At 69.3% G+C, this 16,439-nt stretch carries 15 protein-coding genes; 2 read left to right on the top strand and 13 right to left on the bottom strand.

Features of this window, described 5'->3' with window-relative positions; all coding sequences use genetic code 11:
* The first annotated feature begins 359 nt into the window (after window positions 1-359).
* On the top strand, window positions 360-905 hold the full coding sequence (locus H0U68_RS02750; protein ID WP_296352634.1) for a polymer-forming cytoskeletal protein: 546 nt from the start codon (window positions 360-362) through the stop codon (window positions 903-905).
* 127 nt (window positions 906-1,032) lie between these two features.
* Here H0U68_RS02750 and H0U68_RS02755 read toward each other — a convergent pair whose 3' ends face one another.
* From H0U68_RS02755 to H0U68_RS02805, 11 genes are all read right to left on the bottom strand, one after another.
* Entirely contained in the window at window positions 1,033-1,920 is an 888-nt protein-coding gene (locus tag H0U68_RS02755) for a sugar phosphate isomerase/epimerase family protein (protein ID WP_296352635.1), read from the bottom strand.
* Window positions 1,921-1,923: 3 nt separating this feature from the next.
* Window positions 1,924-3,129 carry a dihydrodipicolinate synthase family protein gene (locus tag H0U68_RS02760; protein WP_296352636.1) on the bottom strand — a complete coding sequence of 402 codons (1,206 nt, stop codon included), beginning with the start codon at window positions 3,127-3,129 and terminating at the stop codon, window positions 1,924-1,926.
* 13 nt (window positions 3,130-3,142) lie between these two features.
* Window positions 3,143-4,306, bottom strand: coding sequence for a Gfo/Idh/MocA family oxidoreductase (locus tag H0U68_RS02765; protein WP_296352637.1), 1,164 nt, complete (start codon window positions 4,304-4,306; stop codon window positions 3,143-3,145).
* Window positions 4,307-4,389: 83 nt separating this feature from the next.
* Complete coding sequence (locus tag H0U68_RS02770; RefSeq protein WP_296352638.1) at window positions 4,390-5,076, bottom strand: TetR family transcriptional regulator; 687 nt, start codon at window positions 5,074-5,076, stop codon at window positions 4,390-4,392.
* A complete protein-coding gene (locus tag H0U68_RS02775; protein WP_296352639.1) occupies window positions 5,073-6,494 on the bottom strand; it encodes an enolase C-terminal domain-like protein in 1,422 nt (473 codons plus the stop codon). The genes H0U68_RS02770 and H0U68_RS02775 overlap by 4 nt, the downstream gene beginning before the upstream one ends.
* A complete protein-coding gene (locus tag H0U68_RS02780; protein WP_296352640.1) occupies window positions 6,487-7,335 on the bottom strand; it encodes a sugar phosphate isomerase/epimerase family protein in 849 nt (282 codons plus the stop codon). The genes H0U68_RS02775 and H0U68_RS02780 overlap by 8 nt, the downstream gene beginning before the upstream one ends.
* A 10-nt stretch (window positions 7,336-7,345) precedes the next feature.
* Window positions 7,346-8,881: a tripartite tricarboxylate transporter permease gene (locus H0U68_RS02785; protein WP_296352641.1), complete on the bottom strand. Its 1,536-nt coding sequence runs from the start codon at window positions 8,879-8,881 to the stop codon at window positions 7,346-7,348.
* 23 nt (window positions 8,882-8,904) lie between these two features.
* On the bottom strand, window positions 8,905-9,471 hold the full coding sequence (locus tag H0U68_RS02790) for a tripartite tricarboxylate transporter TctB family protein (protein ID WP_296352642.1): 567 nt from the start codon (window positions 9,469-9,471) through the stop codon (window positions 8,905-8,907).
* Between the two features lie 13 nt (window positions 9,472-9,484).
* The gene (locus H0U68_RS02795; RefSeq protein WP_296352643.1) at window positions 9,485-10,492 is read right to left on the bottom strand and encodes a tripartite tricarboxylate transporter substrate binding protein; all 1,008 of its coding nucleotides are present in this window, start codon (window positions 10,490-10,492) and stop codon (window positions 9,485-9,487) included.
* 103 nt (window positions 10,493-10,595) lie between these two features.
* Window positions 10,596-11,663, bottom strand: coding sequence for a dihydrodipicolinate synthase family protein (locus tag H0U68_RS02800; RefSeq protein ID WP_296352644.1), 1,068 nt, complete (start codon window positions 11,661-11,663; stop codon window positions 10,596-10,598).
* 1 nt (window position 11,664) lies between these two features.
* Window positions 11,665-12,687 carry an NAD-dependent epimerase/dehydratase family protein gene (locus H0U68_RS02805; RefSeq protein ID WP_296352645.1) on the bottom strand — a complete coding sequence of 341 codons (1,023 nt, stop codon included), beginning with the start codon at window positions 12,685-12,687 and terminating at the stop codon, window positions 11,665-11,667.
* 124 nt (window positions 12,688-12,811) lie between these two features.
* Here H0U68_RS02805 and H0U68_RS02810 point away from each other — a divergent pair, with 124 nt between their 5' ends.
* Window positions 12,812-14,530 carry a thiamine pyrophosphate-binding protein gene (locus H0U68_RS02810; protein WP_296352646.1) on the top strand — a complete coding sequence of 573 codons (1,719 nt, stop codon included), beginning with the start codon at window positions 12,812-12,814 and terminating at the stop codon, window positions 14,528-14,530.
* A gap of 28 nt (window positions 14,531-14,558) precedes the next feature.
* On the opposite strand, the gene H0U68_RS02815 is transcribed toward H0U68_RS02810, so the two are convergent.
* On the bottom strand, window positions 14,559-15,818 hold the full coding sequence (locus tag H0U68_RS02815; protein ID WP_296352647.1) for a branched-chain amino acid ABC transporter substrate-binding protein: 1,260 nt from the start codon (window positions 15,816-15,818) through the stop codon (window positions 14,559-14,561).
* Window positions 15,819-15,961: 143 nt separating this feature from the next.
* Complete coding sequence (locus H0U68_RS02820; RefSeq protein ID WP_296352648.1) at window positions 15,962-16,432, bottom strand: SWIB/MDM2 domain-containing protein; 471 nt, start codon at window positions 16,430-16,432, stop codon at window positions 15,962-15,964.
* Window positions 16,433-16,439: the final 7 nt, after the last annotated feature.

The raw sequence follows: 16,439 nt of genomic DNA on the forward strand, positions 1-16,439 counted from the left end.
AACCCCAAACCATTCATCTGGACAGCCAGTGCTTCGGACATCCTGGCCAAGGTCACCAGAGCCAAGGCTGCATTGGCTGCGATCTCACGATAAGTACAGAACAGAGGCGCGCACCACACTAGATCAGGTTGCCGGCACTGGTATCGAAGGGGTCGCCGGCCCAGGACACCCCGGCGCCGCAGCGTGGCTGGCAGTTGCAGCGCCAGGCCCAGCGTGTAAATAATTGGCGTCTCACGCCTGTTATGCCGCAGATTGGCGCGCGGATGGTTACCGATCTTGCGCAACGGCGTGAAATGTAATCTGTGCCCATGCTTAGCATCGGCAGTTCTCTCTTCCAACGCCCTCAGAGGAATTATTCGATGGCACTGCAGTCCCCATTCTTCAATAACAACAAGCGCGAAGGCGAAACCGGCTATCAGCCGCCGCGCACCGGAACCACCCCCAACGCTACCGGCGCCACCGCCGCTCCTTCGATGCCCACTCCCTCTGCTTCCTCCACCGCGCCGCTGCCCGTGCCTGCTCCCGTCACCGGCGCCGAAAGCAAGCTCACCGTCGGCCCCAACATCAAGCTCAAGGGCGTCGAGATCACCGACTGCGACACGCTGGTTGTCGAAGGTTCGGTGGAAGCGACCATGGATTCGCGCGTGATCCAGATCTCCGAGCGCGGTGCCTTCAAGGGCTCCGCCGAAATCGACATCGCCGAAATCCGCGGTGTGTTCGACGGCAACCTGACCGTGCGCCAGAAGCTCACGATCTTCTCCACCGGTAAGGTCACCGGCCACGTGCGCTACGGCAAGATCGTGATCGAAGAGGGCGGTCAGCTGTCAGGCGAGATCGAAGCGGGCGCGTCCGCCATCCGCAATGCAGCCGGCGCCACGCCGCTGCAGCAAGTCAAAACGGCGTAGCCTTCACTCGAGAATCGCTGCGCGATTTTCGAGTGCTCTGGTCAGTGCGGGCTGGCCCGGCAAAGCCGGCTCCAGTTCGCAAGAGGGACTGCGCTGCACGTTGTTGCGCGCAGTCCGGCGATCTCAGTTAGACCGCCGTCCTGTGCCGCGCGATGCAGGCGTCCAGCACCTCGCCGGCATCGCGCTGCCACCAGTTGCCGGTCGAGAAGATTTCCACCTCGCTGAATCCCGCATAGCCTTGCGCTTCGACCCAGCCGCGGATGCGCGGGATGTCGATCACGCCGTCGCCCATCATGCCGCGGTCGTTGAGCAGGTCGGCCGTCGGCGTCAGCCAGTCGCAGACGTGGAATGCCAGCAGCCTTCGCTGCCCGGCACGCGCGATCTGCGCTTGCAGCTTCGGGTCCCACCACACGTGGTACACGTCCACCGCCACGCCCAGCGCGGCGCGCGGTGACCTCGTGCCGCGGTCGAGTGCCTCGCACAGGTCAAGCGCCTGCTCCATGGTGTTCACGCAGGCCCGGTCGGCCGCGTACATCGGGTGCAGCGGCTCGATGGCCAGCGGCATGCCCGCCGGCTTCGCGTAGTCCAGCAGTTCGGCGATGCCGTCGCGCACCTGGTTGCGCGCGCCGGCGATGTCCTTGTGCGCGGCACATCCCTGCAGCGCGCCGGGCAGGCCGCCCACCACCAGCACCAGGCAGGGCGCGCCGAGCTCCAGCGCTTCATCCACCGCGCGGCGGTTGTCGTCGCGCGCCGCGCGCAGGCCCGCCGCGTCGGCCGCGGGAAACATGCCACCACGGCAATAGCCCGAGAGCTGCAGCCCGTGCGCGCGCACCAGCCGCGCCACGTTGGCCAGGCCCGCCGCCTGCACCTGGTCGCGCCAGGGCGAGATGGCGCGGATGCCGCGCGCCACGCAGGCCTCGATGATCTGCGTCAGCGGCAGGTCGGCGCCGGCGCTTTTGCGCACAGTCGCGGTGTTGATCGACAGCCATTCATGGCCCGTGGAGAAGTCGCGCATCGCTTACTCGATGCCGTGCAGCGCCAGCAAGGTGCGCATGCGCTGCGCAGCCAGCTCCGGCTGCTCCAGCAGGTCGGCCGCATCGGCCAGGCGCAGCAGCTGCGCCAGGTGCGGCAGGCTGCGCGTGCTCTGCTGGCCGCCCACCATGGTGAAATGGCTCTGGTGGCCGTTCAGCCACGCCATGAACACGATGCCGGTCTTGTAGAAGCGCGTGGGTGCCGCGAAGATGTGGCGCGACAGCGGCACGGTCGGCGCCAGGATCGCGTGGAAGCGTTCGACATTGCCGCGCGCCAGTTCGGCCAGCGCCGCGTTGGCGGCCGGCGCGATGGGGCCGAAGATGCCGAGCAGGGCGTCGCTCTTGCCGTGCACCGCCTCCGTGCCGAAGCCGTCGCCGGCGATCAGTTCGGCATAGTTGAAGTCGTCGCCCGTGTACATGCGCACGCCGGCCGGCAGCCTGCGGCGCATGGCGATTTCCTTGTCCTTGTCCAGCAGCGAGATCTTGATGCCGTCCACCTTGTCCGCATGCGCGGCGATGATGCCCAGCGCCGTGTCCATGGCGTGGTCCACGTCGGGCGTGCCCCAGTAGCCCTTCAGGGCCGGGTCGAACATGTCGCCCAGCCAGTGCAGGATGACCGGCTGCTTCGCCTGCGACAGGATGCGGCCGTACACGCGCTCGTAGTCCTCGGGCCCGCGCGCCACGCGCGCCAGCGCGCGGCTGGCCATGACGATCAGCCGGCCGCCGAGTTTTTCGATGGCTTCCATCTGCGTTTCGTAGGCGCGGATCACGTCGTCGACGTTGCGCGCCTCTTCCGGCGGCAGGTGGTCGGTGCCGCAGCCGCAAGCGACGCGCGCCTGTCCTGAGCCTGTCGAAGGGCCGGGCACGTCGCGCGCCGCGTCGAGCGAGCGGCCGATCAGCTCCAGCGAGGTCGGCCAGTCCAGGCCCATGCCGCGCTGCGCCGTGTCCATCGCCTCGGCAATGCCCAGGCCCAGCGACCACAAGCGCTGGCGGCAGGCGATGGTGGCGTCCCAGTCGATGGCCGACTGCAGCCACGGGTCGACCGCGGCGCGCGGGTCCGACACCACGTGCGCGGCGGAGTAGGCGATGCGGTTGAACTTCGCGCCCGGTGCGGGCGTGGGCGGCGGCGTGCCGCGCAGCGTGTAGGTCTCGAGGGTACCCGTCGTCGTGGGCAACTGCAGGTTCAAGTTCATGGTGATGTCGGCCTCACATGGCGAGCGGCTGCACGTCCACCCAGCGCCGCTCTTTCCAGCTTTGCAGCGCGGCTTCCACCAGCTGCACGCCCTTGGCGCCTTCGGGCAAGGTCCACTTGTAGGGCGCGTCTTCCACCACGTGGCGGATGAAGTGCTCCCACTGCACCTTGAAGCCGTTGTCGTAGACCTCGGCGTCGGGCACCAGCTGCCACTGGTCGAAGAAATCCATTGGCTGCTTCACGTCGGGATTCCACACCGGCCGCGGCGTCGCCACGCGGCTCTGGATGCGGCAGTCGGAAAGTCCGGCCACGGCCGAGCCGTGCGTGCCGTCGACGTGGAAGGTGACCAGGTCGTCGCGCCGCACGCGCGTGGTCCACGACATGTTCATCTGCGCCACCACCGGCTCGCCATTGTGGCCCACCAGCTGCGCCATGGCGTAGGCGGCGTCGTCGGCCGTGGCGGCATAGGGCTTGCCGTTCTCGTCCCAGCGCTGCGGGATGTGCTGCGCGCCCAGGCAGGAGATGGATTTCACCTCGCCGAACAGGTTGTCCAGCACGTAGCGCCAGTGGCACATCATGTCCAGGATGATGCCGCCGCCGTCTTGCGCGCGGTAGTTCCAGCTGGGCCGCTGGATCGGCTGCAGGTCGCCTTCGAACACCCAGTAGCCGAACTCCAGCCGCAGCGACAGCATGCGGCCGAAGAAGCCGGCGCGGCGCAGCATGTCCAGCTTGCGCAGGCCCGGCAGGAACAGCTTGTCCTGCACCGCGCCGTGCTTCAGCCCGGACGCCTGCGCCGCCTTGGCGATTTCCACGGCTTCGCCCAGCGTGGTGGCGATCGGCTTTTCGCAGTAAACGTGCTTGCCGGCGCGCAGTGCGCGGGCCAGGAGCGTGGGACGCATCTGCGTGGTGCCGGCGTCGAAGAACACCGTGTCGTTCTTGTCGGCCAGCGCGGCGTCGAGGTCGGTGCCCCAGCGCTCGATGCGGTGGGCCTTGGCGAGCGCCTCGATCTTCTCGGCGTTGCGGCCGATGAGGATGGGGTCGGGCATCACCTTGTCGCCGTTGGACAGCGCGACGCCGCCCTGGTTGCGGATGGCAACGATGGAGCGGATGAGGTGCTGGTTCATGCCCATGCGTCCGGTGACGCCGTGCATGATGATTCCGAGTCGTTGGATGGCCATGGAGGACATGCTCCTTCTCAATTAACTGATTGGTGAATTATAAAAACAAAGCGCCCGCAGCCAAGGACGGCGGGCGATGACCCTCAGCTCCTGAGGACGTAGCCGAGGATCACGTCGACCATGTGCGACAGCCGCTCCTGCCGGGCCTTGGGGCTGAGCAGGTCGTGGCCGAAGATGGCCGACAGGGTGTGGTTGTTGGACAGGTAGAAGTACGCCAGCCCGGCAATGGAGATGTACAGCTGAAGCGGATCGACGCCGCCGCGGAAGCTGCCGTCCTTGCGTCCGCGCTCCAGGATGGCGGCCAGCATCTCGATCAGCGGCGAGTTCAGCTCGCGCGCGCGCTGCGACTGGTGCAGGTGGCGGGCCTTGTGCAGGTTGGCGCTGTTGAGCAGCGTGAGGAACTCCGGGTGCTCCAGGTAGTACTCCCAGGTGAACTGCACCAGGCGCTTGATCGCGTCGGCCGGCGCCATCTCCTGCAGGTTCAGCTGCTGCTCGGCGTCGCGGATGTCGCGGTAAGCCAGCTCCAGCACGGCCTCGAACAGGCTTTCCTTCTCGTCGAAGTAGTAGTAGATCAGCCGCTTGTTGAGCCCGGCGCGCTCGGCGATGCGGTCCATGCGCGCGCCGGCCAGGCCGTATTCGGCGAACTCGTCGCGCGCGGCGGTGAGGATCAGCATCTGCGAGCGCTCGGCGTCGCGCGAGCGCTGCTCGGCCACGACAGGCACGGACGCGGGCGCGGGGTCGCGCCGGGGCGTGCGTGGCGTGGTGCTCATGCGGGCCTCCGCAGCTCGCGCATCGCCGCGAAGTCGGGCATGGCGCCGCTGGCGTAGCCCGGCCGGTCCAGCGAGGCCAGGGCGATGCGGCCTTCGCGGATCTTCAGCCGCACGGCGCCGTGGCTGTCCTCGTACAGGTCCGGGTGGGCCTGCAGGAACTGCTGCTGCTCGGTGCGCGGCAGCGCCGCCATGCCGTCCACGTAATGGTGGCCGTTGCGCTCCACGTGCGTGATGCCCAGCAGGTTCACCAGCGCCAGGTCCTGCTGCACGGCAAGGCCGGCCTGCGTGGTGAGGTCCTCGCCCGACAGGAAGTAGCGCGTTGCCGTGCCCTGCGCGTTCCAGGCGTGGCAGCGCGCGCCGTTGAGCAGCGAACGGTAGATGCCCTTGCAGGTCTTGGACGAGACGCCCGCGTAGCCACGGTCGCGCGCCCGCACGAAGGCGTCGAGCTCGCCATCGGACTCGTCGATGATCACCGGCTTGCCCAGGTCGGCCCCGCGCAGGTCGGCGTCGAGCGCGAGCTTGCGTGCGATCGGCTGCTCGATGAAAGCGATGGCGTGCCACAGGCGCTGCAGCTGCGGCGCGGCGCGGATCGCTGCCACCAGCGCTGCCACGCCGTCGGCGCTTTCGTACTGCTCGTTGCCGTCCAGTGATGCGAAGTAGGGGTGCGGCAGTTGGTCCAGCACGCCGGCGATGGCCGACAGCCGTGCGACGTCGACGTCCACCTGTCCGCTCACCTTCAGCTTGAACCAGCGGTGGCCGTAGGCGGCGATGACTTCCTCCAGCGTCTCGGGCAGGCCGTCGCCGACACGCTCTTGCAGGTCCGCGGCGGTGATCGCATCCACCAGGCCTACCGTGTGGCGCGCCTCGATGGACGCCGCCGGGCGCAGTGCATGCAGCCACGACGGCATGTCCAGGCCGTTGAATTCCGGCCGCCCCACACCGATGCCGGGCAGGTTGGCGCGCACCGCGTCGTAGAAGGACACGCCGAGCAGCCGGCACAGCGCGTCCAGCACCGCGCGGTCGACCAATGCGGGGCCATAGCTGGCAAGCAGCGGGTTGAAGCGGCGCTGTCCACATGCGGCCTGGTGGGCGTCGTGGTGGCGCGCGAAATGGCCGAAGGCCGTGGCCGGCGAGGCGTCGGCGAGGTAGGCATCGCGCGCCAGGTGCAGCACGGCACGCAGTTGGTCGAAGTTGTCGGCGTTGGACAGCTGCAGGTTCTTGTCGAACCACTTGGGCGCCATCAATTCGGCCGCCGCGCCCCAGGCGCTGCGGCCGTCGGCGGTTTCCACGCGCGCACGCACGAAAGCTTGCGGCGCCTCGGTGAGTGTCACCACGCCGAAGCGGAACGGCAGCCGCAGCGTCACCGGCCGCTCGTACAGCGCGATCTCGCGGATGCGCATCGCGGGTGCGTCAGCCATGCTCCACCTCTTCCAGCACGCCGCGCAGGTAGCCGATGGCGCGCGCGGCCGATCCCGGCCCGTCGGGCACGTAGTCGAACGGCTCCACCGCCACGATGCCGTGGTAATGCCCTTCGCGCTGCATGCGCGCGATGGTGCGCAGGATGGGCCCGAAGCGCATGGCACCCTGGCCCGGGCCGCGCCGGTTCGGGTCGTTCACCTGCACGTGGGCGATGTGGCCGGTGGGCATCCAGCGGGCCATCAATGCTTCCACCGGTTCGGCTTCCGCCTGGCCGGCGGCGCTGCAGTCGATCATGGTCTTGAAGGCGGGAATGCCGATCTCCTCCACCATGCGCACCGCTTCGGCCACGGTGTTGAGCATGTCGGTCTCGCGCGGCGACAGCGGCTCGATGCAGTAGGTCACGCCGCAGCCGCGCGCGCGCTCGCCAGCGCGCCGCAAACATCCGCGTGCGCGCTCCCAGGCCTGCTCGCGCGTGGCGCCGGCGGGTACCGAACGCTGCTTGGGCGAGCCGTGCACCAGGTAGCTGCCGCCCAGCGCGGCGCACAGCTCCACCAGCCGTTCCATCACGCCGGCGGTGCGCGCGCGCAGCGCGGCGTCGCCGGCCACCATCGACAGGCCGGCCGGCGCGACCAGCAGCCAGTGCAGGCCGTCGATGCGCAGGCCATGGTCCTCCGCCACGCGGCGCAGCTGCGCCGCCTGCGCGTCGCCGATTTGCATCGGGTCCTCCGCGAGCGTGAACGGCGCCACCTCCAGGCCGTCGTAGCCCAGGGCGGCCGCGACCTTGCATTGCTGCTCGAACGGCAGCGGCTGCAGCACTTCATTGCACAGGGCGATGCGCATCGCGGTGTCCTCAGGTCCCGCGGGCGAACAGCCCGCGCACCGCGCCGCCGACGGCGGTGCGCACGTGCCGCACGCCGGCCTTGACCGGCGGCACGTACATCAGGATGGTGATGATGGTCACGGCGGCGAATGCCATTGCGATGGGCCGGGTGAAGAACGGCACGATGCTGCCGTCCGACAGCACCAGCCCGCGGCGCAGGCTCTTGTCCAGCAGCGGCCCCAGCACCAGGCCCAGCACCAGCGGCGCCATCTCGTAGCCGCGGCGGCGCAGGAAGTACGCGCCGATGCCGATGGCCAGCATCATCCAGATGTCGAACAGGCGCGAGGCGGCGGCGAACGCGCCCACGGTGCACAGCAGGAACACGATGGGCATCAGGATGCCGCGGCGCACCTTCAGCACCTGCAGCAGCGGGCGCACGCCGAACAGGCCGAACAGCAGGATGGCGATCGACGCCAGCGTGGTCATCGCGACCACCTCGTAGATGAACTGCGGATGCTGGATCATCAGCATCGGGCCGGGCTGCACGCCGTGGATGATCATCGCGGCCATCAGCACTGCCGACGGCGCCGAGCCCGGAATGCCGAGCGCGAGCGAGGGGATGATGTGGCCGGGGATGGAGGCCATGTCGCCGGTTTCGGCGGCCATGAGCCCGTCGATGGAGCCCTTGCCGAACTTCTCTTTCTCCTTGCTCAGCGCTTTGGCGGCCGCATAGGACATCCAGGCCCCGGCGTCCTCGCCCACGCCGGGCAGGAGGCCGGTGAGCACGCCGATGACGCCGGAGCGCAGGACCGTCCATTTGTAGACGACGATCTCCCGCCAGCGCGGCAGCACCGAGTCCTTCAGGTCGGCGATGCGCCGCTCGACCGGGTCGGCCAGCGTGGTCAGCACTTCGGCGAGGCCGAAGGCGCCCACCAGCGCCGGGATCAGCGCGATGCCGCCGGACAGCTCGTCCCAGCCGAAGGTGAAACGGTTGTACGCGTACAGGCTTTCCTGGCCGACCTGCGCGAGGAACAGGCCCAGCAGCCCCATCAGCCAGCCCTTGAGCGGATCGCCGCCGACGATGCTGCCGGACATGGTGACCCCGAACAGCGCCAGCCAGAAGAATTCGAAAGCGCCGAACTGCAGCGCCACTTCGGCTAGCAGCGGCGTGAACAGCGCCAGGCACACCACGCCCAGCAGCGTGCTCACGAACGCGCCCGAGGTGGCGATGCCGATGGCGCGGCCGGCCTGGCCCTGCAGCGCCAGCGCGTAGCCGTCGGCGCAGGACGCGGCATTGGCCGCGGTGCCCGGGATGTTCAGCAGGATGGCGGTGCGCGAGCCGCCGTACAGCGCACCCACGTACGAGCAGATCAGCACCAGGATGGCGTCATTGGCCTGCAGCTTGATGGTGAGGGTGGTGAGCAACGCGATGGCCAGCGTGGCCGACAGCCCGGGCAGGATGCCCATGACGATGCCCACGAACGCGCCGCCCAGCCCATAGAGCAGGGTCATCGGGTTCATGAAGCTCAGCCAGGCGGCGCCGAGGTCGTGCAGTCCTTGCAGCATGGGTCAGGTCTCGGGAGAGGGGCTCAGGGCAGCCGCACCAGGAACAGTTTTTCGAAGGCGGCCCAGGTCGCCACCGAGGCCAGCACCGCGATCACCAGCGCCTTGGCCCACGACTTCGCGTCCAGGCGGCGTTCGGCGGGGTCGGGGCTGATGCGCTGGAACACCAGGATGGCCACGGTCAGGTAGAAGCTCGAAGCCAGCCAGAACGGGATGCCGTGGCCGACCAGCACCACGCCGTAGCCGATGCACAGCGCGACGGCGACCCACACGCGCCGGCGCTCCTCGCGCTGGCGCGCAGTCGGCGCGGGCACCGCCTGCACCAGCGCGCCGCGGCCCATGCTGCGCAGCAGCAGCACCGCGCCCAGCAGCAAAATCGCCAGGCCCAGCAGGCCGGGCAGCAGGCCGGGCACGGTGACCGGGTTGATGTTCTGTGCTTCCAGCCGGTCCATGGCGATGGAGCCGCCCAGCACCAGCACGCCGAACACGATCCAGCCGATCGCGTCCTTGAAGTCGGAACGCGGCGGCGCGGCTTCGTCCTCGTCGTCGCCGACGGGCACGGAGTGCTCGGGAACCAGGGCCGGATCGGTCATGTGACGTGCTCGCTCAGGGCTTGGGAATGCCGACCGTGTCGGGCGAGACCTTGGTCTTGCCGCCGGCGTGCAGGTTCCAGGCGTTGCTCTGCACCGCCGGGAACACCGCCTTCTGCGCCGCGTCGCCGTACAGTGGGTTGAAGAGGGCGCCGCGGCTGGTCGCGTATTTCTTCAGCGTCTCGCTCTTGGGCATCTGCTCGGCCCAGATGCGCTCCACCGTCTTCACCACCTCGTCGGGCACGCCCTTGGGAATGAAGATGCCGAAGTAGTTGGCCGGCGCGGTGAAGCCCTTGAGGGTGTCCGACAGCGGCGGGATGACACCGTAGCCTTCCAGCTCCAGCGGCTTGTCGCTCACCGTGGCCAGCGCGCGCAGCCGCTTGCCGCGCAGCATGTCGGCCTGCTCCACCGCCAGCTGCGTGGTGAGGTCGGCCTCGCCGGCCACGGTGGCCACCACCGCGGGGTTGCCGCCGTCGTAGGAGACTTCCTTGTACTTCACGCCGGTGGCCTTGACGATCTGGTCCATGGCGTTGTGCGCCGCGGAGGTCACGCCGGCGGTGGCCACGCTGATCTGGCCGGGGCGCTTTTGCATGTCGTCCAGCAGCTCCCTGGCGTTCTTCCAGGGCCGCGCCGGGTTGACGCCGATCACCTGGATGTTGGCCACGTTCAGGAACAGGTGCCAGTCCTTGATGCTGGTGTTGACTGCGCCCAGCGACTGGTAGGCACCCAGGTCCTGCGCGGCGCCCGCCGTCCAGGTGTAGCCGTCCTTGGGCGCGTCCATCGCGCTCTTGGTGCCGATCGCGCCCGAGGCGCCCGGCTGGTTGACGATCACGATGGTCTGGCCCAGCGCCTTCTCCAGCTCCGCCGCGGCCACGCGCGTGACCTGGTCGGTGGAGCCGCCGGCCGCCCACGGCACGATCAGGTTGATCGGGCGGGTGGGCTTCCAGTTCTGCGCGGCGGCGGGACCTGCCGCGGCGACGAGGGCGGCAACGGCCGCGGCCTGCAGGAAAAAGCGCTTTTGCATGGATGTCTCCTGGGTTTAATTCTCTAACTGGTGAATTAAGGACTCTAGATCAAGCCGGCGCGGGCTGTCAACGCGGCTTGCCCCAAGGAAGCCCTGAAGCTTCTCAGCCGAGCCAGCGCGCGCGGTGCCGCGCCACGAAAGCGTCGTCGGTCAGGTGCGGGTAGTCGCGCGCCACGCGGCTGAGCGCCTCGGCCTGGCCCGGGCTCAGGCCCTCGGCCGGGTCCAGGCACCAGGTGCCTTCCAGCAGGCCCTGGCGGCGCAGCACCTCGTGGCAGCCGGCGATGCAGCCGTGGAAGTCGTGCGCCACGTCGAACAGCGCCGCATTGCAGTCGGTGACCTGCGCATCCAGCGCCAGCAGCTCGGGCGCGACGCTGCCCGCTTCGATGGCCGCGTGGATGCGCGCGAGCAGCTCCACGGCGCGCTGCGTCCACACGCTCCAGTGGCCCAGCAGCCCGCCGCGGATGCGCACCGTCACCGGCTGGCCGTCGCGTACCAGGGTGAACGGCGCCAGCAGGTCCAGCACGATGTGGTCGTCGTTGCCGGTGTAGAGCGTCACGCGCTCCTCCGCGCGCGCGGCGACCACGCCGCGGATCACGTCCAGCGTGCGGTAGCGGTGGAACGGTGCCATCTTGATCGCCACCACGTTGTCGATGGAAGCGAAGCGCTGCCAGAACGACGCCGGCAGGTGGATGCCGCCCACCGCCGGCTGCAGGTAGAAGCCCACCAGCGGCATCGCTTCGGCCACGGCCTCGCAATGCGCGATGAGTTCGTCTTCGCTCGCGCCCTGCATCGCGCCCAGGCTCAGCAAAACAGCGTGGTAGCCCAGGCCGCGCGCGATGCCGGCTTCGCGCACCGCCTGCTCGGTGCGACCGGCCAGGCCGGCCACCATGAACAGCGGCCGGCGCCCGCCCAGCGGCTCCCAGCTGCGCGCCGTGTCCATCGCCAGTTGCAGCACCGGCTCGTACAGGCCGACGTCGCGGATGGCGAACTGGGTGGAGTGCACGCCCACGGCCACGCCGCCGGCGCCGGCGTCGAGGTAGTAGCGCGTCATCGCCCGCTGGCGGCGCTCGTCCAGGCGGCGGTCGGCGTCGAGCGCGAGCAGGTGTGCGGGGATGGCGGTGCCCTGGCGCAGCAGGGCGAGCGATTCGGCTGGGATGGAGGAACGGTGCATCTCAATACTTTCCATCGCGGGCCTCGTAGTGCGTGGGCTTGTCCAGGCTGGCGCCGCCGCGTGCCACCCAGTCGGCTGTCCAGTCCAGCATCGTCTCCAGACCCACGCGCGGCGCACCGAACAGACGGAACGCCTCGGCGCAGTCCACCAGCCAGGCGGTCGGTGCCTCCTGGCCCTGCAGCACCGGGGCGATGCCCAGGCGCTGGCCCAGCCCCGCGGCGACGTCGCGGATCGCGATCTTGGGGCCGCTGATGTTGAGCGCGCTGGTCGGCGAGTCGCAATGCGCCAGGGCGCGCAGCGACCAATCGTTCGCCTCGCCCTGCCAGATAACGTTGGCATGGCCCATCGACAGGTCGATCGGCGCGCGCTGCACGATCTTGCGCGCCACGTCGTGCAGCACGCCGTAGCGCATGTCGATCGCGTAGGACAGCCGCAGCAGCCGCCCCGGCGTGCCGCACTGGTGCGAGAAGTGCTCGAACATGCGTTCGCGCGCCACGCAGGAGTTGGCGTACTCGCCCGACGGCGCGGTGGGCGGCACCGACTCGGCCGCGCCGGGTCCGGCCGTGCCGACGAACGGGTACACGCAGGCGGTGGAGAAGGCCACGATGCGGGATCGCGCATAGCGTTCGGCCACCAGCGCCGGCACGTGCGCGTTCATGGCCCAGGTCAGCCATTCGCTGCCGGTCGAGCCGAACTTGCGGCCGGCCATGAAGACGATGTTGGGCGCATCGGGCAGCTGCTGCAGCGCCTGGCGCGAGAGCAGGTCCGCCTCGATGCATTCGATGCCGTCGCGCTCCAGCTCCTCGCGCAACCCAGGCTGCGAGAAGCGGGCCACGCCGATCACGCCCCGCGCGGGGTCGGCGCGCCTGGCCATGCGCGCGAGCGTCGGCCCCATCTTGCCGCCCACGCCCAGCACCATCAGGTCGCCGGGGACGGTGCGCAGGTCGGCGATGAGCTCGGCGGAGGGTTCGGACAGCGCGGCTTCCAGTTGCGCGACGTCGTCAAAGCGGGCGGGAAGAGTCATGGGCAACCTCGGGGACATCGAAGCGCCCGATCTTTTCACCAATAGGTGAATTAGGGCCACCCGGGAGAACACCTAAGACCAAAGGCAGCCGGCTAAGATCGCGCCAGTCAACCCAACCAAGCCCATGGCGTCCACCAACTCTTCCTCCGCCCCGCAGATCGCGGGCCACCTGCTGGTCGAATGCCTGGCGGCCCAGGGCGTGACGCATGCCTTCGGCGTGCCGGGCGAAAGCTTCCTGGCGGTGCTCGACGGTTTCCACGCGTACCGCGACCGCATCCAGTTCGTCACCAACCGGCAGGAGGGCGGCGCCGCCTTCATGGCCGATGCGCACGGCAAGATGACCGGCCGCCCCGGCGTGTGCTTCGTCACGCGCGGGCCGGGCGCCACCAATGCCTCGATCGGCGTGCACACCGCGTTCCAGGACTCCACGCCGATGGTGCTGTTCGTTGGCGACGTGGCCGCCGACCAGCGCGACCGCGAGGCCTTCCAGGAGCTGGACTACGGCACCTTCTTCGGCCCCAGCACGCGCGGCATGGCCAAGCGCGTGGAGCGCATCGACGACCCGGCCCGCATTCCCGAATACGTGGCGCGCGCCTTCGCCACCGCCATGAACGGCCGCCCCGGCCCGGTGGTGCTGGCGCTGCCCGAGGACATGCTGGTGAAGGCGACCGGTGCGCGGCCCCTGCCGCGCGTGGAGCCGGTGGCGGCCTGGCCCGATCCGCACGCGATGCAGCAGCTGCGCGAATTGCTGCTGGCCGCGAAGAAGCCGTTCGTGATCGCCGGCGGCACCGGCTGGACGCAGGCATCGGCGCAGGCGCTGCAGCAGTTCGCCGAGAACTGGAAGCTGCCGGTGGGCAACGCGTTCCGCTTCCAGGACACCTTCGACAACCACCACCCGCTGTACGCCGGCGACGTCGGCATCGGCATCAACCCGAAGCTGGCGGCACGCGTCAAGGACGCCGACCTGATCCTGGCGCTGGGCCCGCGCCTGGGCGAGATGACGACCAGCGGCTACACGCTGCTCACGCCGCCCAAGGCAGCGCAAACGCTGGTGCACGTGCACTCCGGCGCCGAGGAGCTCAACCGCGTCTACCACGCCGACATCGCCATCCAAGCCTCGATGGCCGTTGCCGCGCTCGCGCTGCTGCGCGACGTGCCCGCGCCGGCCGAAGTGCCCTGGGCCGCGTGGGCCGAGGCGGCGCATGCCGACTACGAAGCCAACATGGTGCCGCAGCCGCTGCCGGGCGCGATCGACATGCCGGCCATCGTCGCCCTGCTGCAAAAGCACCTGCCCGCCGACGCGGTGCTGACCAACGGCGCCGGCAACTTCGCCAGCTGGGTGCACCGCTTCTTCCGCTTCCACGGCCTGGCCAAGGGCCACAAGACGCAGCTGGCGCCCACGGTGGGTGCCATGGGCTACGGCGTGCCGGGCGGCATCGCCGCCAGCATCGTGAGCGGGCGCACGGCGTTCACCATCGCGGGCGACGGCGACTTCCTGATGAACGGGCAGGAGCTGGCCACGGCGGTGCAGCACGGCGGCAAGAGCATCGTGCTGCTGCTCAACAACGGCATGTTCGGCACCATCCGCATGCACCAGGAGCGCGAGTACCCGGGCAACGTCAGCGGCACGCAGCTGGCCAACCCCGACTTCGCCGCGCTGGCGCGCGCCTACGGCTATGCCGGCGTTCGCATCACCCGCACCGAGGAGTTCGAGCCGCAACTGCTCGCCGCGCTGGAACGCGGGCAGGGCACGCTGATCGAGGTGACCTTGGATCCCGAGGTGATCTCCACGCGCGGCACCCTGAGCGCGATCCGCCAGGCCGCGCTCAAGGACGGCAAGTAGGCGGCCTCAACGCAGCCGCCGACGCACCCTAGCGCGCCGCGACCGGGCGCTGCATGCGGCAGGTGGTGGGCAGCATCACCGTCTGCGGCGCCAGGCTGCGGTCGGGCTTCCAGCCGTAGCCGGTGTCCTCCTCGTCGAAGCGCACGTCGCGGCCGTTGGCCTTGGCCCAGGTGGACAGGAACAGGGTGCCCTGCACCTGGTGGTCCTCGGCGCGCATGGTCACGTCGCCGCCCGCGAAGCCGCGGATGCTGAGGTTCTCCAGCGCCAGCGCCACCTTCAGCGGCTCGGTGGAGCCCGCTTTGGCGATGGCTTTGGTCAGCATCGCGACGATGGTGTAGGTGGGCGTGGCGTAGAAGTTTTCCTTGTACTTGCGCCGGAACGCCTCCTGCACGTCCTTGCCCGGGAAGTTCTCGATGTTGGCGTGCCAGTTGCCGATCTGCTTGACCCTGCCCACCTCGTCCGCGCCCATGGTGTTCATAACCCCGCTCGACATGCCTGCGTAGTAGGTATAGAAGGTCGCCTTCAGGTCCGCCTCGCGCGCCGCCTTGATCAGCAGCGCCAGGTCGGAGCCCCAGTCGCCGGTGAGCACGGTGTCGGCGCCCGACGCCTTGATGCGCGCCACGTAGGGCGAGAAGTCCCGCACGCGGCCGATCGGGTGGAGTTCGTCGCCGACGATCTCGACGTCGGGGCGCTTGCGCTGCAGGAACTCGTGCGCGGCGCGCGACACCTGGCGGCCGAAGCTGTAGTCCTGGCCCACCAGGTAGACCTTCTTCACGTTCGGGTCGGCCGCCATCAGGCTGGTCAGGCCCTCCATCTTCATGTCGACGTGCGCGTCGAAGCGGAAATGCCAGAAGCTGCACTTCTGGTTGGTGAGGTCGGGGTCGACCGCCGCATGGTTGATGAACAGCACCTCGCGGCCGGGGTTGCGCGCGTTGTGGTCGTTCAGCGCCTCGATCAGCACGGCGGCGATCTCCGAGCTGGTGCCCTGCGCGACGTAGCGGTAGCCCTGGTCGATGGCGGTCTTCAGCAGCGCCAGCGACTCCTGCGGGCTGCCCTTGTTGTCGAAGCCGGTGAACTCGAGCGTGTGGCCGGCGCCAGTCCAGTTCTCCCGCGCGGCGGTCTCCGCGAAGGTCTGGTAGCTGCGCAGCAGGTTGTGGCCGGTGGCCCCCAGCGGGCCCGACATCATCTCGATCATGGCGATGCGCACGGTCTCCGCATGGGTGGCGGGCGCGGCGAGCGCCAGCAGGAGTGCGAGCGCGCCGAACAGGCGCCTGGGCGGCAGTGTCATGGGTTCCCCTGGTGTGTAGTGGACATGCGTCCGCTGCGGACCCATGCGCCGGGGATCATAGGCCAGGGCGCTTGCCGCGCGTTTGCGCGCCGCAACAGAAAAGGGCCGCTTGCGCGGCCCTTCGGATGCCCGGGGGACCCGGTTTACTTCACGTGCTTGCCGATCAGGCCGGCCATCTCGAACATGGACACCTGCGGCTTGCCGAAGAGTTCCTTCAGCTTCGCGTCGGCGTTCACCATGCGCTTGTTGGCGGCGTCCTGCAGCTTGTTCTTCTTGATGTAGGCCCACAGCTTGCTCACGATTTCCGTGCGCGGCAGCGGAGCGCTGCCGACCACTGCGGACAGCGCTGCGTCGGGCGTCAGCGGCTTCATGAACGCGGCGTTCGGGGTGCGCTTCTTGGCGGGGGCCTTGGCAGCGGCCTTCTTGGCCGGAGCTGCCTTCTTCGCTGCCGGAGCCTTCTTCGCGGGAGCGGCCTTCTTGGCCGGAGCCGCCTTCTTCGCCGCCGGAGCCTTCTTCGCGGGAGCGGCCTTCTTTGCCGGAGCCGCCGCCTTCTTCGCGGGAGCAGCCTTCTTTGCGGGCGCTTTTTTCGCCGCAGCTTTTTTCGCAGTTGCCATTTTGATT

Origin of the sequence: Ramlibacter sp., assembly GCF_013697775.1 — a bacterium.
Classification (GTDB): domain Bacteria; phylum Pseudomonadota; class Gammaproteobacteria; order Burkholderiales; family Burkholderiaceae_C; genus Ramlibacter.